Annotated in this window: 22 protein-coding genes; 6 read left to right on the top strand and 16 right to left on the bottom strand. The window is 59.0% G+C overall.

The window, feature by feature from the left end:
- Positions 1 to 61: 61 nt before the first annotated feature.
- Positions 62 to 1,288 carry a peptidase T gene (gene pepT / locus ERD80_RS12460; protein WP_125309338.1) on the bottom strand — a complete coding sequence of 409 codons (1,227 nt, stop codon included), beginning with the start codon at positions 1,286 to 1,288 and terminating at the stop codon, positions 62 to 64.
- A 300-nt stretch (positions 1,289 to 1,588) separates the two neighbouring features.
- Between pepT and potA the strand changes: the two genes are divergently transcribed.
- From potA to potD, 4 genes are read left to right on the top strand one after another with little or no spacing between them, the layout of a single operon-like run.
- Entirely contained in the window at positions 1,589 to 2,704 is a 1,116-nt protein-coding gene (gene potA, locus ERD80_RS12455; RefSeq protein ID WP_136547110.1) for a spermidine/putrescine ABC transporter ATP-binding protein PotA, read from the top strand.
- The gene (gene potB, locus ERD80_RS12450) at positions 2,697 to 3,548 is read left to right on the top strand and encodes a spermidine/putrescine ABC transporter permease PotB (RefSeq protein ID WP_136547113.1); all 852 of its coding nucleotides are present in this window, start codon (positions 2,697 to 2,699) and stop codon (positions 3,546 to 3,548) included. Before potA ends, potB begins: the two co-directional genes overlap by 8 nt.
- On the top strand, positions 3,545 to 4,318 hold the full coding sequence (gene potC, locus ERD80_RS12445; RefSeq protein ID WP_136547108.1) for a spermidine/putrescine ABC transporter permease PotC: 774 nt from the start codon (positions 3,545 to 3,547) through the stop codon (positions 4,316 to 4,318). The genes potB and potC overlap by 4 nt, the downstream gene beginning before the upstream one ends.
- Before the next feature lie 10 nt (positions 4,319 to 4,328).
- The gene (gene potD, locus ERD80_RS12440; protein ID WP_136547106.1) at positions 4,329 to 5,372 is read left to right on the top strand and encodes a spermidine/putrescine ABC transporter substrate-binding protein PotD; all 1,044 of its coding nucleotides are present in this window, start codon (positions 4,329 to 4,331) and stop codon (positions 5,370 to 5,372) included.
- Positions 5,373 to 5,561: 189 nt separating this feature from the next.
- Here the strand turns inward: potD and cobB are convergent, their stop codons facing one another.
- From cobB to lolC, 4 genes are all read right to left on the bottom strand, one after another.
- Positions 5,562 to 6,395 carry a Sir2 family NAD+-dependent deacetylase gene (gene cobB, locus ERD80_RS12435; RefSeq protein ID WP_010617227.1) on the bottom strand — a complete coding sequence of 278 codons (834 nt, stop codon included), beginning with the start codon at positions 6,393 to 6,395 and terminating at the stop codon, positions 5,562 to 5,564.
- Positions 6,396 to 6,542: 147 nt separating this feature from the next.
- A complete protein-coding gene (lolE, locus tag ERD80_RS12430) occupies positions 6,543 to 7,787 on the bottom strand; it encodes a lipoprotein-releasing ABC transporter permease subunit LolE (protein WP_136547104.1) in 1,245 nt (414 codons plus the stop codon).
- A complete protein-coding gene (gene lolD / locus ERD80_RS12425) occupies positions 7,787 to 8,488 on the bottom strand; it encodes a lipoprotein-releasing ABC transporter ATP-binding protein LolD (RefSeq protein ID WP_021506386.1) in 702 nt (233 codons plus the stop codon). Before lolD ends, lolE begins: the two co-directional genes overlap by 1 nt.
- Positions 8,481 to 9,680: a lipoprotein-releasing ABC transporter permease subunit LolC gene (gene lolC / locus ERD80_RS12420; RefSeq protein WP_136547102.1), complete on the bottom strand. Its 1,200-nt coding sequence runs from the start codon at positions 9,678 to 9,680 to the stop codon at positions 8,481 to 8,483. The genes lolD and lolC overlap by 8 nt, the downstream gene beginning before the upstream one ends.
- A gap of 248 nt (positions 9,681 to 9,928) precedes the next feature.
- Between lolC and ERD80_RS12415 the strand changes: the two genes are divergently transcribed.
- Both ERD80_RS12415 and mfd read left to right on the top strand, forming a co-directional pair.
- Complete coding sequence (locus ERD80_RS12415; protein ID WP_021506388.1) at positions 9,929 to 10,138, top strand: hypothetical protein; 210 nt, start codon at positions 9,929 to 9,931, stop codon at positions 10,136 to 10,138.
- A gap of 186 nt (positions 10,139 to 10,324) precedes the next feature.
- Positions 10,325 to 13,768, top strand: coding sequence for a transcription-repair coupling factor (gene mfd, locus ERD80_RS12410; RefSeq protein WP_136547112.1), 3,444 nt, complete (start codon positions 10,325 to 10,327; stop codon positions 13,766 to 13,768).
- Between the two features lie 126 nt (positions 13,769 to 13,894).
- Here the strand turns inward: mfd and ERD80_RS12405 are convergent, their stop codons facing one another.
- The 11 genes from ERD80_RS12405 to ERD80_RS12355 all read right to left on the bottom strand — a co-directional run.
- A complete protein-coding gene (locus tag ERD80_RS12405; RefSeq protein ID WP_031279257.1) occupies positions 13,895 to 14,437 on the bottom strand; it encodes a glycine zipper 2TM domain-containing protein in 543 nt (180 codons plus the stop codon).
- Between the two features lie 294 nt (positions 14,438 to 14,731).
- Positions 14,732 to 16,036 (bottom strand): NAD(P)/FAD-dependent oxidoreductase, encoded by a 1,305-nt coding sequence (locus ERD80_RS12400; protein ID WP_136547100.1) that lies wholly within the window; start codon positions 16,034 to 16,036, stop codon positions 14,732 to 14,734.
- A gap of 212 nt (positions 16,037 to 16,248) precedes the next feature.
- A complete protein-coding gene (ycfP, locus tag ERD80_RS12395; RefSeq protein WP_021506392.1) occupies positions 16,249 to 16,791 on the bottom strand; it encodes an alpha/beta hydrolase YcfP in 543 nt (180 codons plus the stop codon).
- Between the two features lie 39 nt (positions 16,792 to 16,830).
- The gene (nagZ, locus tag ERD80_RS12390) at positions 16,831 to 17,874 is read right to left on the bottom strand and encodes a beta-N-acetylhexosaminidase (protein ID WP_136547098.1); all 1,044 of its coding nucleotides are present in this window, start codon (positions 17,872 to 17,874) and stop codon (positions 16,831 to 16,833) included.
- 15 nt (positions 17,875 to 17,889) lie between these two features.
- A complete protein-coding gene (gene thiK, locus ERD80_RS12385) occupies positions 17,890 to 18,705 on the bottom strand; it encodes a thiamine kinase (RefSeq protein ID WP_136547096.1) in 816 nt (271 codons plus the stop codon).
- Positions 18,692 to 19,288 (bottom strand): penicillin-binding protein activator LpoB, encoded by a 597-nt coding sequence (gene lpoB, locus ERD80_RS12380; RefSeq protein ID WP_021506395.1) that lies wholly within the window; start codon positions 19,286 to 19,288, stop codon positions 18,692 to 18,694. Before lpoB ends, thiK begins: the two co-directional genes overlap by 14 nt.
- 10 nt (positions 19,289 to 19,298) lie before the next feature.
- The gene (locus tag ERD80_RS12375) at positions 19,299 to 19,664 is read right to left on the bottom strand and encodes a YcfL family protein (protein ID WP_021506396.1); all 366 of its coding nucleotides are present in this window, start codon (positions 19,662 to 19,664) and stop codon (positions 19,299 to 19,301) included.
- Positions 19,665 to 19,682: 18 nt separating this feature from the next.
- Positions 19,683 to 20,033 (bottom strand): purine nucleoside phosphoramidase, encoded by a 351-nt coding sequence (hinT, locus tag ERD80_RS12370; RefSeq protein WP_021506397.1) that lies wholly within the window; start codon positions 20,031 to 20,033, stop codon positions 19,683 to 19,685.
- A gap of 333 nt (positions 20,034 to 20,366) precedes the next feature.
- Complete coding sequence (ptsG, locus tag ERD80_RS12365; RefSeq protein WP_021506398.1) at positions 20,367 to 21,800, bottom strand: PTS glucose transporter subunit IIBC; 1,434 nt, start codon at positions 21,798 to 21,800, stop codon at positions 20,367 to 20,369.
- A 285-nt stretch (positions 21,801 to 22,085) separates the two neighbouring features.
- A complete protein-coding gene (locus tag ERD80_RS12360; RefSeq protein WP_021506399.1) occupies positions 22,086 to 22,877 on the bottom strand; it encodes a metal-dependent hydrolase in 792 nt (263 codons plus the stop codon).
- Between the two features lie 17 nt (positions 22,878 to 22,894).
- The coding region (locus tag ERD80_RS12355; RefSeq protein ID WP_282183365.1) for a DNA polymerase III subunit delta' C-terminal domain-containing protein at positions 22,895 to 23,036 on the bottom strand (142 nt) is incomplete at its 5' end.

Raw genomic sequence — 23,036 nt, 5'->3', positions numbered from 1 at the left:
TGTCCCCGGACTGTACACGGGCGGGAGAGGGTTAGGGTGAGGGAAAACCCCTCTCCGGCCCCTACTTCTTCTCCGCCGCGAGCGCGGCCAGGCGCACGATCACCTCAACCGACTTCGCCATCACATTCAGCGACGCAAACTCATGCTTGCCGTGATAGTTGTAGCCGCCGGTAAACAGATTCGGACACGGCAGTCCTTTCCATGACAGCGCCGATCCGTCGGTGCCGCCGCGAATTGGCTTCACGTTCGGTTCGATACCGCAGTCGCGCATCGCCTGCAGCGCCAGCTCAATGATGTGCGGATGCGGTTCCACCTTCTCCCGCATATTGCGATAGCTGTCGCTGATCTCCACCTTAATGGAGCACTCAGCCTGCAGACCTTTACCGACGCGGCGACCAATCTCCTGCAGTAGCTGCTTACGCTGTTCGTAGCTGTCGGCATCAAAATCGCGAATCAGGTACATCAGCTCGGCGTGCTCTACCGATCCCTTAATAGTGTGCAGGTGGAAAAAGCCTTCGTAGCCGTCGGTAAACTGCGGCTTCTCTTTGGCAGGCAGCTCGGCGTGGAAGCGCATCGCCAGGTCCAGCGCGTTCACCATCACGTTTTTCGCACTGCCGGGATGCACATTGTTACCGGTGATTTTGACCAGCGCCGTCGCGGCATTAAAGTTTTCGAACTCAAACTCGCCGAGATCGCTACCGTCAACGGTATAAGCCCAGTCAGCCGCGAATCCTTCAACGTCGAAGTGCGACGTGCCGCGACCGATCTCTTCATCCGGAGTAAAGGCCACGCGAATGGCGCCGTGCGGCACATCTCCTTTGGCCAGCTCGGCCATTGCCGTCATGATCTCAGCGATACCGGCTTTATCATCAGCGCCCAGCAGCGTTTTACCGTCGGTGGTGATCAGCGTATGCCCGGTCAGCTTGTGCAGCACCGGGAACATCACCGGCGAGAGCACTTCATCCCCGTTGCCCAGCGCGATGTCACCGCCACGATAGTTTTCAATGATCTGCGGATTGACATTTTTCGCGGTGAAATCCGGCGAGGTATCCATGTGGGAAATAAAACCGATCACCGGCGTCGGCCAGTCGACGTTTGCCGGCAGAGTGCCCATCACACAGCAATGATCGCTTAAGGTGACGTCCACAAAACCCAGCGCAATAAGCTCTTCCTGTAACTGACGCGCCAGCGTCCACTGCCCTTCGCTGCTCGGCACCTGCCGCGCCTGAGGTTTTGCCTGGGTTTCTACTGCCACATAACTGAGAAAACGCTCAAGTAATTGATCCATCTGTCATCCCTCTAAAGAACCTGCATTATTATCATGGGGCCTGATTATCGCCATGTTGCGTCAAATCATTATCCTTCAGGTTAGCCCTCTCAGCCCAATCGTGCGCTGAAATTCGCCCTGCCAGCCACCCGTCCGGCTGGCCCGATGAGCATACTCCAGCAATTTGCAGACTTTTCAAGGTTATTCCGTGTCTGAACATGGCAATGGCGCATTTTTCAGGTATTATCGCGCCCTTCATCACGGCAAGCTGTCGCCGGCGGCTATGCTGTAACCTGATTCTCATCAGACTGAGTGACTAAAATGACGCAAACACGCGCGCAGCAGGCGCTGGTTACGCTTTCTGGCATCAGTAAAGCTTTCGATGGCAAAACCATCATCCCGGATTTTGACCTGACCATCGGTCATGGCGAATTTATCACCCTGCTTGGCCCCTCCGGCTGCGGTAAGACCACGATTCTGCGCCTGATCGCCGGGCTGGAAAGCGCCGACAGCGGACGTATCCATCTGGATGAGAGCGACATCACTGAAACGCCCGCCGAGCATCGCCATATCAATACCGTGTTTCAGAGCTACGCGCTGTTTCCGCACATGTCGGTGTTTGAAAACGTCGCGTTTGGCCTGCGCATGCAGAAAACCCCGGCGGCAGAGCTGACGCAGCGCGTCAACGAGGCGCTGGCGATGGTGCAGCTGGAAAGCTTTGCCGCGCGCCGGCCGCACCAGCTCTCCGGCGGCCAGCAGCAGCGCGTGGCGATTGCGCGCGCAGTGGTCAACCGGCCCAAAGTGCTGCTGCTTGATGAGTCGCTCTCCGCGCTGGATTACAAACTGCGCCGCCAGATGCAAAACGAGCTGAAAGCACTGCAGCGCAAGCTGGGCATCACGTTTGTGTTTGTCACGCACGATCAGGAAGAAGCGCTGACCATGTCCGACCGCATCGTGGTGATGCGCGACGGGCGCATTGAGCAGGACGGCACGCCGCGCGAGATCTACGAAGAGCCCGCGAACCTGTTTGTGGCGCGCTTCATTGGCGAAATCAACGTGTTTGATGCAGAAGTGATCGGTAGCGCGCACGCGCCGCAGGTACGGGCTCGCGTCGAAGGCCGCGAGTGTGATATTCACTGCCCGTTCCCGGTCAAACCCGGCGATCGGCTGCATGTGCTGCTGCGACCGGAAGATTTGCGCGTCGAGGAGATCGATCACGACAGCCGCAGCGAAAACCTGATCGGCTATGTGCGCGAACGCAACTATAAAGGCATGACGCTGGAATCCACCGTCGAACTGGAGAACGGCAAGCTGCTCACCGTCAGCGAGTTCTTTAATGAGGACGATCCGGATTTTGACCACTCGCTGAACCAGAAAATGGCGGTCAGCTGGGTGCCAAACTGGGAGGTGGTGCTGCCGTATGAAACGGATGCGTAATCGTCTGCAGAAAGCCATTGTGGCACTGATCGTCGGCTGGCTGACGCTGTTCGTGTTGCTGCCGAATCTGATGATCTTCGTCACCAGCTTTCTGACGCGCGACGACGCGCACTTTGTCAGCATGGTGTTCACCCTGAACAACTACGGCCGGCTCCTCGATCCGCTGTATGCCGACGTGCTGCTGCACTCACTCAACATGGCCTGCATCGCCACGCTGTGCTGCCTGCTGCTCGGCTACCCTTTTGCCTGGTGCCTGACCAGACTGCCGGCGCGTCTGCGTCCGCTGATGCTGTTTCTGCTGATTGTACCGTTCTGGACCAACTCTCTGATTCGCATTTATGGTCTGAAAATTTTTCTCAGCACGCGCGGCTGGCTCAATGAATTTCTGCTGTGGCTCGGCGTCATCGACAAGCCGTTTCGCATCATGTTTACCCCGGAAGCGGTGATCTTCGGGCTGATCTATATTCTGCTGCCATTTATGGTGCTGCCGCTCTACTCCAGCCTTGAGAAGCTGGACAAATCCTGCCTGGAAGCGGCGCGCGATCTTGGCGCCAGCAGGCTACAGACCTTCATCCGTATCATTTTGCCGCTGACCCTACCCGGTATCGTTGCCGGCGCGCTACTGGTATTTATCCCGGCGATGGGGTTGTTCTACGTAGCGGATTTAATGGGCGGGGCAAAGAACCTGTTGATCGGTAACGTAATCAAAAGCCAGTTCCTCAATATTCGTGACTGGCCGTTCGGCGCCGCCACCAGCATTGTCATGACGCTGCTGATGGGGCTGATGCTGCTGGTTTACTGGCGCGCAGCGCGTCTGCTGAATCACAAGGCGGCGTTGCAATGATGGCGCGCGGATTACGCCACGGCTTCATGGCCGTGATTTATGCCTGGTTCTACATTCCGATCATCATCCTGATCGTCAACTCCTTCAATGCCTCGCGCTTCGGCATCAACTGGCAGGGCTTCAGCACCCAGTGGTATCGCCTGCTGGTCAATAACGACAGCCTGATTCAGGCGGCGCAGCATTCGCTGATCATGGGCGTGCTGTCGGCCAGCTGCGCGACGCTGATCGGCTCGCTCACCGCCGTGGCGCTGTACCGCTATCGTTTTCGCGGCAAGCCGTTTGTCAGCGGTATGCTATTTGTGGTGATGATGTCGCCGGATATCGTAATGGCGATTTCGCTGCTGGTGCTGTTTATGCTGCTGGGGATTTCGCTCGGCTTCTGGTCGCTGCTGTTTTCCCACATCACTTTCTGCCTGCCGTTTGTGGTGATTACCGTCTATTCGCGCCTGAAAGGCTTTGACGTGCGCATGCTGGAGGCGGCAAAAGATCTCGGCGCCAGCGAAGTGACTATTCTGCGCAAGATTTTGCTGCCGCTGGCGCTGCCGGCAGTAGCCGCGGGCTGGCTGCTGAGTTTCACCCTGTCGATGGATGATGTGGTGGTGTCGTCATTTGTCACCGGTCCCGGCTTCGAAATTTTGCCGCTGAAAATTTATTCCATGGTGAAAGTGGGCGTGTCGCCGGAAGTGAACGCGCTGGCTACCATTTTGATGCTGCTGTCGCTGCTGCTGGTGGCAGTCAGTCAGCTGTTGCTGCGTGATAAAACCAAATAGAGGATAACCGATGAAAAAGTGGTCTCACTGGCTGGCGGCTGGGGCGCTGGCACTGGGTATGCAAAGCGCTCAGGCGGATGACAACAACACGCTTTACTTCTATAACTGGACCGAATATGTGCCGCCCGGACTGCTGGAGCAGTTCACCAAAGAGACCGGCATCAAAGTGATTTATTCCACCTATGAATCCAATGAAAGCATGTACGCCAAGCTGAAAACCTGGAAAGCAGGCGCTTACGATCTGGTGGTGCCGTCGACCTACTTCATCGCCAAAATGCGCAACGAGGGCATGCTGCAGAAGATCGACAAGTCACAGCTGAGCAACTTCCGCAACCTCGATCCCGACCTGCTGAACAAGCCGTTTGATCCGAACAACGACTATTCCATTCCCTATATCTGGGGCGCAACGGCGATTGGCGTAAACACCGACGAGGTGGATGCGAAAACCCTGACCCAATGGGCCGATCTGTGGAAACCTCAGTATAAGCAGAGCCTGCTGCTGACCGATGACGCGCGTGAAGTGTTCCAGATGGCGCTGCGCAAGCTCGGCTACTCCGGTAATACGCAGGATCCAAAACAGATTGAAGCCGCCTATGAAGAGCTGAAAAAGCTGATGCCAAACGTACTGGCGTTCAACTCGGATAATCCCGGTAATCCGTTTATGGAAGGCGAAGTCAACGTCGGCATGATCTGGAATGGCTCCGCCTGGGTGGCGCGCCAGGCTGGCACGCCGCTGCAGATTATCTGGCCGAAAGAGGGCGGGATTTTCTGGATGGATAACCTGGCGATCCCGGCGAATGCGAAAAATAAAGCGGGCGCGCTGAAGCTGATTAACTTCCTGCTGCGCCCGGATGTGGCGGCTAAAGTGGCGGAAACCATCGGTTATCCGACGCCCAACCTGGCGGCAAGAAAGCTGCTGCCGCCCGAGGTGGCCAGCGATCCGTCACTCTATCCGCCGGCTGACGTGATCAAAAACGGCGAGTGGCAGAACGATGTCGGTGCCGCCAGCGTGCAGTACGAAACGCTGTTCCAGAAGCTGAAAGCGGGACGGTGAGGTTCTGAGGTGGAGGTTGTGCGGCCTGGCCCTCACCCTGCCCTCTCCCAGAGGGAGAGGGTTCATACGTGCTGGATTCGGCTTGTGGGAAAGACCCTACTGGATTTAGCCTGAGTTTCAGTCGGGCGCGTTTTTCCCCTTCTCCCGCCGGGAGAAGGCCGGGATGAGGGGAAACGCGCAGTACGCTGACTATTTATACAAGCCGCGCAAAAAAGTATGCACGAATTCGGGCACCACTTCGCTGGCTAAGCCGTAATGCGCTTCAGCGAATTCGTTACCGACCTGACTGGGGGCCAGATTCAGCTCCACGGTATGCGCCCCCTGCAGTTTCGCCTCGTGCACAAATCCTGCCGCCGGATAGACGTGGCCTGAGGTGCCGATGGCGATAAACAGATCGGCCTGTTCCAGCGCCTGATAAATCTCCTCCATGCCGAGCGGCATTTCACCAAACCACACCACGTGCGGACGCAGCCGCGACGGGAACTGGCAGCAGGTACAGCGATCGTCCGGACCGACGTCCTCTGTCCACGCCAGCACCTGACCGCTGTGCTCACAGCGCACCTTCAGCAATTCACCGTGCATATGCAGCACGCGCTGGCTGCCGGCGCGCTCGTGCAGGTTATCGATATTCTGCGTAACCAGCAGGAAATTATCGCCCAGCACCTGCTCCAGTTCGGCCAGCGCTTTGTGCGCCGCGTTAGGCTGGATTTCTGGCTGCTGCAGCTGACGCCGGCGCGCGTTGTAGAACCCCTGCACCAGCGCCGGATCGCGGCGAAAGCCTTCGGGCGTCGCCACATCTTCCACGCGATGCTCTTCCCACAGGCCATCTTCCGCGCGGAACGTGCGAATGCCGGATTCTGCCGAAATTCCGGCACCGGTCAGCACCACCACGTGCGGCTGCGGATGGGCGGCAAGTTCGACCTGACGATCGCGCTCAAAGATGCGCTGGCGAAAGCGCTGATGCACTTTGCGGCGGTTCTTTTTGTAGCGGGCGAGTCGAAGGCGGCGGCGCGGTTGGCGCATAAAGGCTCCTTAATCTGCGGCGCTGAACGCCGCGCTGCGGGTGTTTTCCGGGTTACTCAGACCCGATAATAGCGGCTGGGTATGACGGCTGCATGCCGCAGACGCTGAAAATGTGCGCAGCCGCGAAGGCGGCTGCGTGTTTTGTCTTTACTGACCGCTCAGCACGCGGGCAGGATCGATGCGGCTGGCGCGCCGCGCCGGATACCAGCTGGCAATCAGGCTCAGGCCAATCGCCGTCGCCAGCACGATGGCCACATCCAGCCAGTGCAGCTCGGACGGCAGAAAGTCGATAAAATAGATATCGCCCGCCAGCAGCTGATGCCCGCTAAGGTGCTCCACTACGCGCATCACCGGCGTCAGATTGAGCGCCACCAGCACGCCGACCACCACACCGCTGACGCTGCCCAGCAGCCCGGCCAGCAGGCCATACCAGATAAAGATGGCACGAATCAGGCCGTCTTTGGCGCCCAGCGTGCGCAGCACGGCGATATCGCTGCTCTTGTCCTTCACCGCCATCACCAGCGTCGACACGATATTAAAGCAGGCCACGCCGATCACCAGCACCATCGCCAGATACATAATGGCGCGAATCATCTGGATATCACGATACATGTAGCCGTAAGTGCCAATCCAGCTGCGAATGGTGACATAGGAGTGCGTGGCTTCGCCGGCATCGCGCACCAGCTTCTGTGCCTGGAACGGAACGCTCATCTTCAGCGCAATGCCGCTGACGCTGTCGCCCAGATCCAGATACTTTTGCGCATCGGCCAGCGGCACCAGCGCCAGGCTGTGATCCAGCATGCCGCTCAGCTGCAGAATACCGCTCACCTGCAGACGAATGCGTTTTGGCTGCAGCAGTTTGTTCTCGCCATCATTATTCGGGATCAGGATAGTGATCCAGTCGCCCTGCTTCACGTTGAGCGATTTGGCGATGCCGCCGCCCAGAATGATCTGCTGCCTGCCGGCGCTGAACTGCGACCAGGCATCACCGCTGACAAAATGCGGCAGCGCGCTGAGCCGCGGCTCCTGCTGCGGATCAACGCCCTTCACCTGCAGCGCCTGCAGCTTCGCACCGCTCTCAATCAATCCGGTAAAGTTAACGTAAGGCGCCGCTGCGGCGATGCCCGGCACCTGTTCGATGGGCGCAATCATCGGCTGCCAGTTGCGAAAGGGCTGGTTAACCGCCTCAATTTCGCCGTGCGGCACCACGGCCAGAATACGGTTGTTGAGCTCCCGCTCGAAACCGTTCATCGCGCTCAGCCCGATGATCAGCACCGCCACGCCAAGCGCAATCCCGATGGTCGAGATAATAGAGATCAGCGACACCATGCCGCCGCGCCGCCGGCCGCGGCTGAAGCGCAGCCCGAGCAGCAGGGATAAAGAGGACGCCATCAGATCGCTCCCAGCGTCAGGTGATCGCTCAGCTGGCCGTCGCGCATTTCCATCTGCCGGCTCAGGCGCTTCGCCAGGTTGAGGTCGTGCGTCACCACCAGAAACGCGGTGCCCTGCTGCACGTTGAGTTCGCCGAGCAGTTCAAAAATGGCGTCCGCGTTACGCGCATCGAGGTTACCGGTAGGCTCATCGGCCATCACCAGCCGCGGCCGGTTCACCAGCGCTCTGGCGATCGCCACGCGCTGACGTTCACCGCCCGACAGCTCAGAAGGCCGGTGCGCCGCGCGCTTTTCCAGGCCAACCGCCGCCAGCATCTCGCGTGCGCGCGCTTCCGCTTCGGCTTTGCCGGTTTTGCCAATCAGCAGCGGCATCGCTACGTTCTCCAGCGCGCTGAAGTCCGGCAGCAAATGGTGAAACTGATAAATGAAGCCGAGTTCACGGTTACGCAGCTCTGCTTTGGCCGCCGACGACATGGCGTTAAGCGATTTCCCGTCAAACACCACGTCACCGGAGGTCGGTGCATCCAGCCCGCCCAGCAGGTGCAGTAAGGTACTTTTGCCGGAGCCGGAGCTACCGACGATGGCCGTCAGTTCGCCCGGCTGCAGGCTAAAAGCCACATTGCGCAGCACATCGGTCTGCACGCTGCCTTCCTGATAGCGTTTGCACAGGTCACGACACTGCAACAAAGGGGTATTACTCATAACGTAAAGCCTCAGCGGGTTGAACGGCGGCAGCGCGCCATGACGGATAAAGGGTAGACAGCAGCGCCACGGCCATCGAGACCAGCGCAATGGTGATCACCTGCCAGACATTGATATCTACCGGCAGCGCCGCGCCATCAAGGAACAGGCCGATCACCGGCATTAAATTGTTGAGCTGGCTGGCCAGCAGCACGCCCAGCAGTGTACCGAGCAGCGCACCGATAATACCGGCGCTGGCGCCCTGCACCATAAATACCGCGACGATTTGCCGCCGCGTTAAGCCCTGGGTTTGCAGGATCGCCACTTCCGCCTGCTTCTCCATGATCAGCAGGCCCAGCGAGGTAATGATATTGAAGGCGGCCACGGCAATGATCAGGCTGAGCAGCAGCCCCATCATGTTTTTCTCCATGCGCACCGCCTGGAACAGGTCGCCCTTGCGTTCGCGCCAGTCTTTCCACGTCAGCCCCTGCGGTAGCGGCTGCTGGCTCAGCGCATCGACATTCAGCGGCTTATCCAGCCACAGGCGCCAGCCGGTAATGTTGCCGAGCGGATAGCGCATCACGCGCGAGGCATCCTGCTGGTTCACCAGGAGCTGATAGCCATCGACTTCGCTATTGGCCGCGTAGGTACCGGCAACGGTAAAGATGCGCTGGCTCGGCACACGCCCCACCGGGGTAAACTGGCTGACCGATGGCACCATCAGGCGCAGCTGATCGCCGCGCTTCACACCCAACTGCTGGGCCAGCAGTTCACCGAGAATGACTTTATACTGGCCCGGCTGCAGCACGCTCTGCTGGGTGTTGACCAGATAAGGCGTCAGCGGATCCGGTTCGTCAGGGTTGATGCCCAGCATCACGCCCACCGACACGTTGCGCGCACTCTGCAACACCACGTCGGCGGTGGTCAGCGGCGCGATACGCGTCACGCCCTGCAGTTTCAGATCCTGCGCGCGCATCTGCTGCGGATTGATGCTGCCGGTGTCGCTGGTGACCAGCGCCTGCGGCATCAGGCCGAGAATGTTGCCTTCCAGCTCGCGCTCAAAGCCGTTCATCACCGACAGCACCGTCACCAGTGCCAGCACGCCGAGCGTGATACCAATAGTCGAGAGCCAGGAGACGAAACGACCGAAACGGTCTGAAGCACGTCCACGCATGTAGCGCAAACCGATGAATAACGCGACTGGTTGATACATGAGATCCGTCTTGGCCGTTGCTCAAAATTAAGTAGAGCGATGATAAAGGAGCCGTCTGCTTTATGAAACCTCTAACCCGCTGAGTCAGTTGCAAAGTTGCGTCAAAATGCGTCCTCCTGCGCGACAATGCACAAAATTACGACAAAATAGTGACGCTATTAGTACGATTATTCATCAGCAGGTGGGTTAGACTTAGCTTGCAGTACCGGTTTTCGCATCACAGTAAGCGCAGTACGGAGGTTCTTACCATGAGCAGGTTTCCTAAAGGCAGTATCGTTAAACATAAATCTGGCGAGATCAAAGGCGAAGTGGTCAATGTCTTTGAGCAGGGAGACGCGCTAACCGGTTATTATGTGAAGTGGGACGATGGCAACAACAGCTACCATGTCGAGCGCGAGCTGTCATGGGCCAATGTGGATCGTCCTCGCATGCACTACACACAGCAATCCAGTAAATAACGTGACGCGGCCAGGTCGCCATCAATGACGACCTGGCAACCGGCCATACTGGCGGCCCTTCAGGGTGCCGCTGATGCAAGGTGCGCATTCATGCGCCCTGACATAAACTCAGAAAGGAGAGATGATCCTCACGGCGGAATGTGGAATGATGACGCCCTGGAAACTGAGGAGAGAATGTCGGACCTTATGTCGGAACAGCGTCGTTATACCCTGCCTGCTAAAGCAGGCGACCATCGTCAGCTCGGTCAGCTGGTCGGCGCCGCGCAGGCGGTTGAGTGTGCCAGCATCACCGAACGCCACAGCGGTCCGGTGTTAATGATCACCCCGGATATGCAATCGGCCCTGCGGCTGCAGGAGGAGATCAGGCAGTTTACCGATCTGCCGGTCACCAATCTTGCTGACTGGGAAACACTGCCCTACGACAGCTTCTCGCCCCATCAGGACATTATTTCCGCCCGTCTTTCTACGCTGTACCAGCTGCCCACCCTGATGCGCGGCATGCTGATTCTGCCGGTCAATACGCTGATGCAGCGCGTTTGCCCGCACAGCTTCCTGCACGGCCATGCGCTGGTGATGCAGCAGGGCCAGAAACTGTCGCGCGATGCCCTGCGCGACCAGCTGGAGCAGGCCGGTTATCGCCATGTCGATCAGGTGATGGAGCATGGCGAGTACGCGACGCGCGGCGCGCTGCTCGACCTGTTCCCGATGGGCAGCGATCAGCCTTACCGCATCGATTTCTTTGATGATGAGATCGACAGCCTGCGCCTGTTTGACGTCGATTCACAGCGCACGCTGGAGGCGGTGAGCGCCATCAACCTGCTGCCGGCGCATGAATTTCCCACCGACAAAGCGGCCATTGAGCTGTTCCGCAGCCGCTGGCGTGAAACCTTCGACGTGCGGCGCGAACCTGAGCACGTCTATCAGCAGGTGAGCAAAGGCACGCTGCCGGCCGGGATTGAGTACTGGCAGCCGCTGTTTTTTGAGCAGGAACTGCCTACCCTGTTTAGCTATCTGCCCGCCAGCACGCTGGTGCTGAACAGCGGCGATCTGCACGCCAGCGCTGAGCGTTTCTGGCAGGATGCTAACGCACGCTATGAAAATCGCCGCATCGATCCTATGCGCCCGCTGCTGGAGCCGGCCACGCTGTGGCTGCGCCCGGATGCGCTGCTCAGCGAGCTGAAAAACTGGCCGCGCATGCAGCTCAGCGCTGAGACGCTGCCGGAGAAAGCCGCGAACAGTAATCTGGGCTATCAGCCATTGCCGGAGCTGACGGTACAGGCGCAGGCCAAAGCGCCGCTCGATCTGCTGCGCCAGTTCCTCGAGCAGTTTACCGGTCAGGTGATTTTCTCAGTAGAAAGCGAAGGTCGCCGCGAGAGCCTGCAGGAGCTGCTGTCCCGCATCAAACTGCGCCCGCAGCCGATCGATCACTTCGAGCAGGCCGATGAGCAGCCGTACAGCCTGATGATTGGCGCCAGCGAGCGCGGCTTTATCGACACCCAGCGCCAGCGCGCGCTGATTTGCGAAAACGATCTGCTCGGCGAGCGCGTCAGCCGGCGGCGTCAGGACAATCGCCGCACCATCAATCCGGATGTACTGATTCGTAACCTCGCCGAGCTGCACCCGGGCCAGCCGGTGGTGCATCTTGAACACGGTGTGGGGCGCTACATCGGCCTGACCACGCTGGAAGCCGGCGGTATCGTGGCTGAGTATCTGATGCTCTCCTATGCCGGCGATGCCAAACTTTACGTCCCGGTGTCATCGCTGCATCTGATCAGCCGTTACGCTGGCGGTGCCGATGAAAATGCGCCGCTGCACAAACTGGGCAGCGATGCCTGGTCACGTGCGCGCCAGAAAGCGGCGGAGAAAGTCCGCGACGTGGCCGCTGAGCTGCTGGATATCTATGCCCAGCGCGCGGCCAAGGCCGGCTTTGCCTTTAAGCACGACCGCGAGCAGTATCAGCTGTTCTGTGAAGGCTTCCCGTTTGAAACCACGCCGGACCAGGCGCAGGCAATTAACGCCGTGCTCAGCGATATGTGCCAGCCGCTGGCGATGGACCGGCTGGTGTGCGGCGACGTTGGCTTCGGTAAAACCGAAGTGGCGATGCGCGCAGCCTTCCTCGCGGTGGAAAATGGCAAACAGGTGGCGGTGCTGGTACCAACCACCCTGCTGGCGCAGCAGCACTACGACAACTTCCGCGATCGCTTCGCCAACTGGCCGGTGCGCATTGAAATGCTGTCGCGCTTCCGCAGCGCCAAAGAACAGGCGCAAGTGCTGGAGCAGGCCAGCGAGGGCAAAATTGATATTCTGATCGGCACCCACAAGCTGCTGATGAGCGATCTGAAGTGGCGCGATCTCGGTTTGCTGATCGTCGATGAAGAGCATCGCTTCGGCGTGCGTCACAAAGAGCGCATCAAAGCGATGCGCGCTGACGTCGATATTCTGACGCTCACCGCCACGCCGATTCCGCGCACCCTGAACATGGCGATGAGCGGCATGCGCGATCTGTCGATTATCGCCACGCCACCGGCGCGCCGTCTGGCGGTGAAAACCTTCGTGCGCGAGTATGACAGCCTGGTGGTGCGCGAAGCGATCCTGCGTGAAGTGCTGCGCGGCGGCCAGGTTTACTATCTCTACAACGACGTCGAGAACATCGAGAAAGCGGCGCAGCGGCTGGCCGAGCTGGTGCCGGAAGCGCGCATCGCCATCGGCCACGGTCAGATGCGCGAGCGCGATCTGGAACGGGTGATGAACGATTTCCACCACCAGCGCTTCAACGTGCTGGTGTGCACTACCATCATCGAAACCGGGATCGACGTGCCCAGCGCCAACACCATCATCATTGAGCGTGCCGACCACTTCGGCCTGGCGCAGCTGCACCAGCTTCGCGGCCGCGTCGGCCGTTCGCACCATCAGGCTTATGCCTGGCTGCTGACGCCGCACCCGAAAGCCATGACCACCGATGCCCAGAAGCGCCTGGAGGCGATTGCCTCGCTGGAAGATCTGGGCGCTGGCTTTGCGCTGGCGACGCACGATCTGGAGATTCGCGGTGCCGGTGAACTGCTGGGTGAAGATCAGAGCGGTCAGATGGAGACCATTGGCTTCACGCTCTACATGGAGCTGCTGGAAAACGCGGTGGATGCACTCAAGGCCGGACGTGAACCGTCGCTGGAAGATCTCACCAGCAATCAGACCGAGATTGAGCTGCGCATGCCTGCCCTGCTGCCGGATGATTTTATTCCGGACGTCAATACGCGCCTGTCGCTGTATAAACGCATCGCCAGTGCGGCCGATGAACAGGAGCTGGCCGAGCTGAAAATTGAGATGATTGACCGCTTCGGCAAGCTGCCCGACGCCGCGCGCAACCTGCTGGATATCGCCGCGCTGCGCCTGGTGGCGCGCCAGCTGGGGCTGCGTAAAATCGAAGCCAGCGAAAAAGGCGGCTTCTTTGAGTTCGCGCCGCAGAATCAGGTCGATCCCGGCTGGCTGATCGGCCTGCTGCAGAAAGATGCGAAGCAGTGGAAGCTGGATGGCCCGACACGACTGAAATTCACCCGCGATCTGAGCGAACGCAAAACGCGCATGGAATGGGTGCAGAATTTCGTCGCCGAGCTGGCGAAGAACCGGGTTTAATCGCCCAGCCGTTACGCAGCAGCGCTATGCGACGCGCTGCTGCCTACGGTGCTGTAGCCAGAGCATAAAAAAAAGCGCCTTGCGGCGCTTTTTTTGTTACTGCTGCTGTGAAGTAGCTTTGCCCAATCAGGCCTGATTCGAATTCAGGATCAGCTGACCATTACGGTCGAGCGGGATGCGGGTGCCAGGGTCATTCTCCATGCGGATTTTGCCCTGCTGGTCGCCTATTTTATAGGTCACGTCATAACCCAGCATTTTTTCCTGTTTATCGTACACGGTTTTGCAGCGCTGCTCGCTGGTGGTGTAGGTGTCACGATCCTGCAGCGCACCCTGCACCTGGTTACCGCCGTAACCGCCTGCCAGCGCACCGGCTACGGTCGCGATATCCCGGCCGCGGCCACCGCCGAACTGGTGACCAATCACACCACCGGCCACGGCACCCAGCACGGAACCGGCGATGCGGTTCTCATCCTGCACCGGACGACGGTGCGTGAGGGTAACGTTGCGGCACTCCTGACGCGGCTGCTTGATGCTCTCTTTGATTGGCGTTGCCGAAAGCACCTGAGCATACTGCGGGCCACGATCAAACACATCCATGCTGGCGACGGCGGCCACGCCCAACGCTGCTGCTACGCCGATTCCAATACCCGCTAACATTGATTTATTCACAGGAATGTCCTCCTGAAGTTGTTACCGCGCATTCCTGCCGCAACCCGATCCCGGGTTACCGAGGCATAACCGGCGTGCGCGCCGCGCCGTGTTCGTTGGCATAAGTTTTACAGATGGTCCGAAAATGCAACATCAGATTAATGGAGGAAACGCAGCGGAAAGCCAGCAGGACCAGCTTTTAGGAGAGTTCTGAGCGGCAGTGTCATTGCACCGTAACCTGGCGCTGAATGAACGGCAATCAGCCGGTTACGGCAGCCGGGCACGCAGCGGGCGGGGGTGACCGCCCGCCAGCGATTAATGCAGTTTGAGACGCGGACGCAGCACGCGGTTGAGGCTGCCGACCAGCATCATCAGACCGGTCTTGAAGTATCCATGGAGCGCAATCTGGTGCATACGGTACAAGGAGATGTAGACAAAACGCGCAATACGCCCTTCCACCATCATCGAACCGCGCATCAGGTTCCCCATCAGGCTGCCGACGGTACTGAAGCGGGACAGCGACACCAGCGAGCCGTGATCTTTATACACGTAGGCTTTGAGCGGCTTGCCTTTGCGCTGGGCGAGGATGTTTTCCAGCGCACGCGACGCCATCTGATGCGCCGACTGCGCGCGCGGCGGCACGAATCCGCCGCCCGGCAGCGCGCAGGAGGCGCAGTCGCCGATGGCGTAAATATCGTCGTCCAGCGTGGTCTGCAGCGTCTCTTTGACCACCAGCTGATTAATGCGGTTGGTCTCCAGCCCGCCAATCTCTTTCATGAAGTCTGGCGCTTTAATACCCGCCGCCCACACCATCAGATCGGCTTCGATGAATTCGCCCCCTTTGGTATTCAGACCGTTGGCTGCTGCGCTGGTGACCATGGTTTGCGTCAGTACGCGCACGCCAAGCTTGCTCAGCTCCTGATGCGCCGCTACGGAGATGCGCGGTGGCAACGCAGGCAGAATACGCTCGCCGGCTTCCACCAGCGTAACGTTGAGCGCGCTGCTGTCGAGACCTTTATAGCCGTAGCTGTGCAGCTGTTTCACTGCGTTATACAGTTCTGCCGACAGCTCGACGCCGGTCGCGCCGCCGCCGACAATGGCGATATTAACTTTCTGCAGCTGCCCTTCGCTGGCAGAGAAGCGCAGGAACAGGTTGAGCATCTCATTGTGGAACCGACGCGCCTGATGCGGGTTGTCGAGGAAGATGCAGTGATCTTTCACTCCTGGCGTGCCGAAATCGTTCGAGGTGCTGCCCAGCGCCATCACCAGACGGTCATACGCCAGCTCGCGCTGCGGTACCAGCAGCCCACCCTCCGCGTCGCGGATCTCCGCCAGTTCAATGGTTTTTGTGTCGCGATTAATTTGCGTCAGCGAACCCAGCTGGAACTGAAAACCGTGGTTGCGCGCATGCGCCAGATAGCTGAGCGCATCAATACCTTCATCCATCGAGCCGGTCGCCACTTCATGCAGCAGCGGTTTCCACAGATGGCTGTGGTTACGATCGACCAGGATGATCTCCGCCTTTTTCCTGCGGCCGAGTTTATGGCCGAGCTGTGTTGCCAGCTCCAGCCCTCCGGCACCGCCACCGACGATGACGATTTTTTCCATGCTTGTAGTCAATGAAGACCCCCTCAAAGTTGTAAACCAAAAGTTAATTAATGGTTATATAAAACCTTAATAAACATAGGGTTGGCGACATTTAATCGCGAGCTGAGGGCAGAATAGCACGGCATAATCATCCGGACATAAGAAAATTGATGTACATCAATCTTTGCACTGCATTATCAGAATGTTACACGTTTTGTGCGCCGCATCACACGGCGCAGCAGCACTCAGGCAAGGGTTTTGAACGCTTTGATGCGTTGCAGATGCGGGGCAATATTTTTGAATTTGTGGCTGGCCTCCTCGTCCCACACGATTTCGTAGTACGGGTGCAATGCGGCCGCGCTGCGCTGATTATCCAGCGCTTCATCGTGACGTGACAAAATGGTCAGGCAGCGGTCGCGGTTCTTTTCACGGAAGTTGCTGACGCATTTGGTGGCGATATCAAGATACTCTTCCGGCCGGTCGATCTTGCCTTCCATGTTTTCATCAGGAAACAGGTTGGGATTGAATATCGCCTGGCGCATGCCGCAAAGGAAGCCGATGCGTTCCGCCCAGTAGCCGCCCAGGCCGACGCCACAAATCAACGGATGCGCATCGCTGCCCTGCTGGAGCAGTTTGTCGCACTCTTTCAGCAGAAACTGCATGTCGTGTTTCGGATGGCGGGTGCTGTAGCTGATAAGTCTGACGTCCGGGTCAATAAACTGCAGCTGCAGCACCTTTTCATGGTTGCCCGGACTGTTGGAATCAAAACCGTGCAGATAGATGATCATGATTATCCTCAGCGTGGAGTGAGATCCGGGCAGCGGCGATTATCTGCCCGACGCTTTGTGCGCCAGCCAGCGATCCTGCAGGTCGCTGAGCTGACGCTGATTTTGCCGCCAGCGCTCGCTGGCCTGCAAACTCTGACGGTCAAAACGTCCCTGATGGTATAACTGCGTGACGCGCGTCGCCTGGATCGGCGTCAAATTATCCAGCACGCTCACCGCGCCAGCACGCTGATTGCACACCAGGATCATATCGCAGCCGGCATTCAGCGACTGCTGAGCCCGTTCCGCATAGCTGCCCATCACCGCCGCGCCCTCCATCGACAGATCGTCTGAGAAGATCACCCCGTTGAAGCCCAGCTCCTGCCGCAGCACCGTTTGCAGCCAGTAAGGCGAACCACTGGCCGGCAGCGGGTCCACTTCAGTATAGATAACATGCGCGGGCATCACCGCATCCAGCAGCTGCTCATCAATCAGCTGCTGGAAGATTGCCATGTCGTGCTGGCGCAGCGTGGCCGTATCGCGCGTGTCGCGCGGCGTCTCTTTGTGCGAATCCGCGCTGACCGCGCCGTGGCCCGGGAAGTGCTTGCCGGTGGTTTTCATGCCGGCTTCGTGCATGCCGTGGATAAACTGGCGCGCCATCTGCAGCGCAATCACCGGATCGGCGTGGAAAGCGCGATCGCCGATGGCCGCGCTGATGTGGCCGATATCCAGCACCGGCGCAAAGCTGATATCGATATCCATGGCGATCATTTCCGCTGCCATTTGCCAGCCGGCCTGCTGCGCCAGCTCGCCAGCACGCGCCATGTCGTGCAGCGCGGCGAACGATTGCATCGCCGGCAGCTGGGTAAAACCGTCGCGGAAGCGCTGCACGCGCCCGCCTTCCTGATCGACCGCCACCAGCAGCCGGTTGCGCGACGCCGCGCGAATCTGGCGCACCAGCTCCGCCAGCTGCGCAACATCATGGAAGTTGCGGGCGAACAGGATCAGTCCGCCTGTCAGCGGATGTTGCAGAATTTCGCGCTCTTCGGCGTCCAGCTCGTAGCCTTCGACGTCCAGCATCAGCGGTCCGGGCGTTGTCATCGTCATGTTTCGGTTCCTGAATTAAAGATCCTGCCAGCTGGCCTGTGCCAGCCGTTGCAATGTTTGATCGTGGCTCTGCTCGGCGCGCAGCTGATACCAGCTGGCCATCAGCAGCTGCAGCCACGGCTGCCAGCGCCGGCTTTGACGCCGCAGCGCCGTTGCCGACAGCCGCGCCTCGGCGGCATAGTCGGTGATCCAGTGATCGTGTTGTACACCATCCACCGCGCCGACAGCGGCCAGCTCCAGCGCCACATCGCCATCCGCAGCATATTCCCAGTCAATTAAACGCAGGCCATCCGGTGTGGCAATCAGATTGCCAGGGTGGACGTCCATGTGCAGCGGTGCCAGCCGCAGCGGCGACGGTTCGCCGCGCTGCAGCAACTGGTTTAAGCGCCGCTGCCAGCGCCAGTGCCGCTGCTGACACAGCTGCCAGTAGCGCTGCAGCAGCGGTGCCAGCCGTAAGCGATAACCGGTCAGCGGCTGGTGATGCAGGCGCAGCAGCAGCGTCAGCACCGCTGCGCGCTGCGCGCTGAACTGATCCGGCGACAGCACCTCACCCGGCAGCCAGCGCTGCAGCAGCCACGGCGCCTGCCACACCAGCGGCTGCGGCGCCAGCGCCGTAGTACGCAGCTGACGCAGGATGCGGTATTCGCGCTGACGATCGACAAACGGGATGGGCTGCGACGGTGTCCGGCGCGCCAGCAGATCGCCCTGCTCGCTGCGTACCTGCACGCTGTTACCGCTCAGTCCTGGCAGCGCGAAAAAATGACCGGCAGCTTGCGCCGTCGGCCATTGTTGCTGAACCAGATGCTGCAGCCGGGGATCAGGGTTGTGCAACGCCGTTGCCCGACCAGATGATTTCGCCGGTTTGCACCAGCATCAGCTGCATTTGCAGCGCAGGGGCTTTCACATCGCCCTGCGCGTTGCTGTACAGCACATACTGCGCGTTGACGATGCGCGCCAGGCCAATCGCTTTGCTGCGCGAGTTGAGGCTATCCTCTGGCGACAGGCCGAGCGTTTGCTTCGCCTGATTAAGCTGATCGTTTGAGACCAGGCTGAACTTGCCGTTATTCGCCAGCGCGTTCTCAATCGCTGCCGTGGCTTTTTCCGTTTGCAGCGAGCCGTTGGTGCTGTTTTTGATGCGATCCACCAGCAGCACGCTGCCCGGATTGACGCCCGCCGACTGCACCATATTGGCGACTAACGGCTGGACGCTGGCGTTCCAGTTGATGGTTTTCAGTTTCGGCGGCTGCGGCACAGTTTGCGGCGGCGGCACCGGCTGCGCGGGCGGTTGTTCTGGCTGGGTTGGCGTGGTCGGCTGCGTCGGTTCAACCGGCGCCGGGGTTTGTTGTTTCACCACACAACCGGTGAGCATCAGCGCAAACAGAAGCGCGCCGGAACGTTGTACACTGCGAATCACAGGTTACTCCTCAAAGATAAAGATAGAGACGCACCTTGCTGGCGGTCGGGTTACCCATTTGCGAGGCCACTTCTACGCTGCCGTGCGCCGGTACGGTTTGAGTCTGCGCCGGCTCCTGCGGCTCAATCTCCAGCCCTTTGTCATCGTACCAGTAGAAACGATAGTGCACGGTGACCGGCGTTTCACGCAGATTTTGCAGCACGCTGGCGGCGCGCTGCTGGCCGTCGCGGCTGGTCAGCGCGGGCTCATCGGTGATGATGCCCGCCGACAGTACGGCAGACTCCATCACCAGCGACTGGGAGGTGTTGATCATCGGCTTATCGCTGCTGCAGCCCACCAGGGTCAGCAACAGCAAGCCGCTCAGCCATTGACGCATCACAAGGTCCGCCTGAGGTTAGATGGCCAGCATCGGGCCCAGCGGCTGTCCGCCGACCAGGTGCATATGAATGTGGTAAACCTCCTGCCCACCGTGACGGTTGCAGTTGATGATCAGGCGATAGCCATCTTCGGCGATGCCTTCATCACGGGCAATTTTTGCGGCGGCGGTAACCATGCGGCCCAGCGCCTGCTCATGCGCCGCCTGTACATCGTTGGCGGTCGGAATCAGTACATTGGGGACAATCAGTATATGGGTAGGCGCTTTGGGCGCGATATCGCGGAAGGCGGTGACCAGTTCGTCCTGATAAACCACGTCGGCGGGAATTTCGCGACGAATGATTTTACTGAAAATGGTTTCTTCAGCCATGGTGCAGTTCCTTAAGCCTGAGTTCAGTCAGGCAGTATGCGTGAGGAATTCCGTTTCTTTCAACCTCAGGACCACTTTTCTTCATTAAATGGCTGCCTTTGCATCACTTTTTCACGCTGGCGCGGCGCGGCGGGCGGTTTCTGGCGGCGGTAAAATAAAAAACCCCTCGGATGAGGGGTTTTGTCGCACCGAAGTTGCAGTGCGGTGAAGCGGCGGCAGAGGAGTAAAGCGTCCCGCGACAGGGATGTCGCGGGCCGAGCCCCAGGGATGGTTTTGGCGTCTTTACGATCTGACGCCGCTTCACCGCACCGGCCCGGCCTGCCGTCATGTCACTTACATACTGCGGATATAGTCATCCATCTCGGTTTTCAGGTTATCGGACTTGGTGCCGAAAATCGCCTGCACACCGGAACCGGCCACCACCACACCACGCGCGCCGAGGTTTTTCAGTTCAGCCTGATCCACCTTCGCTACGTCCGCCACGCTGACGCGCAGACGGGTAATACAGGCATCAAGGTTAGTGATGTTCTCTTTACCACCGAACGCCGTGACCAGCTTGCCCGCCATTTCACTGCCGGTCGCGCTGCTCTGCTCCATCGCCGTATCTTCACGACCCGGGGTTTTCAGATTCAGTTTTGCGATCAGCACGCGGAACACGGTGTAGTACACCAGACCGTAGATGATACCGACAATCGGGAACAGCCAGATTTTGCTGCTGTTGCCGCTCAGCACGATGAAGTCGATCAGACCGTGTGAGAAGCTGGTGCCATCACGCATGCCCAGCAGAATACAGATTGGGAACGCCAGGCCCGCTAGGATGGCGTGGATCACGTACAGGATCGGTGCCACGAACATGAACGAGAACTCGATCGGCTCGGTGATACCGGTCAGGAACGAGGTCAGCGCGGCGGAGATCATGATGCCGCCCACTTTGGCACGGTTTTCAGGTTTAGCAGAATGCCAGATGGCGATAGCCGCAGCCGGCAGACCGTACATCTTGAACAGGAAGCCGCCAGACAGTTTACCGGCAGTCGGGTCACCCGCCATGTAGCGCGGAATGTCACCGTGGAAGACCTGACCAGCCGCGTTGGTGAATTCACCAATCTGCATCTGGAAAGGAACGTTCCAGATGTGATGCAGACCAAACGGCACCAGCGCACGCTCAACTACACCGTAAATACCGAACGCCACCACCGGGTTCTGATAGGCCGCCCACTGCGAGAAGTCCTGAATCGCGGTACCAATAGGTGGCCAGATGAAGGACAGCACCACACCGGTGAAAATCGCGGTCAGACCGGAAATGATTGGCACAAAGCGCTTACCGGCGAAGAAGCCGAGGTATTCCGGCAGCTTGATGCGGTAGAAACGGTTGAACATGTAGGCCGCAATCGAACCGGCAATAATGCCGCCCAGCACCCCGGTATCGGCGAGGTGTTTGGCTTCGATCTCGGCTGCCGGCAGATGCAGCACCAGCGGCGCGACCACAGCCAGGGTTTTCACCATAATGCCGTAGGCGACCACGGCGGCCAGCGCCGACACGCCGTCGTTATTGGTAAAGCCCAGTGCCACACCGATCGCAAAGATCAGCGGCATGTTAGCAAACACCGAACCACCCGCTTCGGCCATCACGTGGGAAACCACTTCCGGCAGCCAGCTGAAGTTAGCAGAACCAACACCTAACAAAATACCGGCAATCGGCAGAACCGATACCGGCAACATCAGCGATTTACCTACCTTTTGCAGGTTCGCAAATGCGTTCTTGAACATAGAAGCTCCTGAGTATGAGTGCATTTTTAGCGCAGTGCGCATGGCAAAGGGGGAGGATCCTTAGCCGGGGTGACGCTGAGCGTCTTTTGATTTATTACGAAGGGTAAAATAAATGACGACACGTTACTTTGACGGCTATCACGTTTCACCAAACACAGCGCTGAAATTTCAGTCATTTCTTACTGACTTGCTGCTATAAACAGCAATAAATCACTGCCTGCGCCGCGAAACACGCAGCGCAGATGAGTGATTTCAGATTAATTACAGAGTTTGAAATAAAGCGCGTTAGCCGCCGAGTCGGCTCATCGGCACCTTAAACAGGCGGGAGAAGTTTTCCGTGGTGGCGGCCGCCAGGGTAGCAAGATCGACGCCCTTCACCACGGCCATATACTCAGCTACGTCGCGGGTGAAGGCCGGCTGGTTTTCTTTGCCGCGATGCGGTACTGGTGCCAGATAGGGTGAATCGGTTTCAACCAGAATGCGATCCAGCGGTACATAGCGCGCTGCTTCGCGGATCTGTTCAGCGTTGCGAAAGGTCACAATGCCGGAGAAGGAGATGTAGAACCCAAGATCCAGCAGCTGCGCCGCCGTCTCTTTGTCTTCCGTGAAACAGTGCAGCACGCCGCCGCACCGCTCTACCTGCTCTTCACGCAGAATGGCCAGCGTGTCTTCGCGCGCATCGCGGGTGTGCACAATAATCGGCTTATTCAGCGCAATGCCGGTGCGGATGTGCTCACGGAACGAGGCCTGCTGCTGCGCTTTGGTCTCCTGCTGGTAAAAATAATCCAGCCCGGTTTCGCCCAGTGCAATCACCTGCTCTTCCGCCGCCAGACGGCGAAACTCTTCCACGTCATACGGCGTTTCCTGATTGAGCGGATGCACGCCGCAGGCCAGCGCGATGTTGTCGCGATCGCCGACCAGCTGTTTGATTTTGTAGTAATCCGGCAGCGTGGTGGCAATCGCCAGCATGAATTTCACATCCCGCGCCGCCGCTTTGGCAATCACGTCATCCAGATCGCGGTGCTGGGTTTCATAATCAAGGCCATCAAGATGGCAGTGCGAATCAACAATAAACATAGATTTCTCTTTTGTACTTAGCCGACCGTCGCGGGAGACAGCAAGCGTCCCCAGGCAAGCAGACGGTCGGTCAGAATTAGTTCACGATTAAGCGCCGCCACGTGCAGCAGCTGCTCGCGACACTGCAGCCACTGCTGCACGCTGGCATTCAGCGCGCTG

Origin of the sequence: Pantoea sp. R102 (genome assembly GCF_004916815.1) — a bacterium.
Classification (GTDB): Bacteria; Pseudomonadota; Gammaproteobacteria; order Enterobacterales; family Enterobacteriaceae; genus Pantoea; species Pantoea dispersa.
Note: the sequence above shows the minus strand (reverse complement) of the source record. Positions and strands in the feature narration are given on the sequence as shown.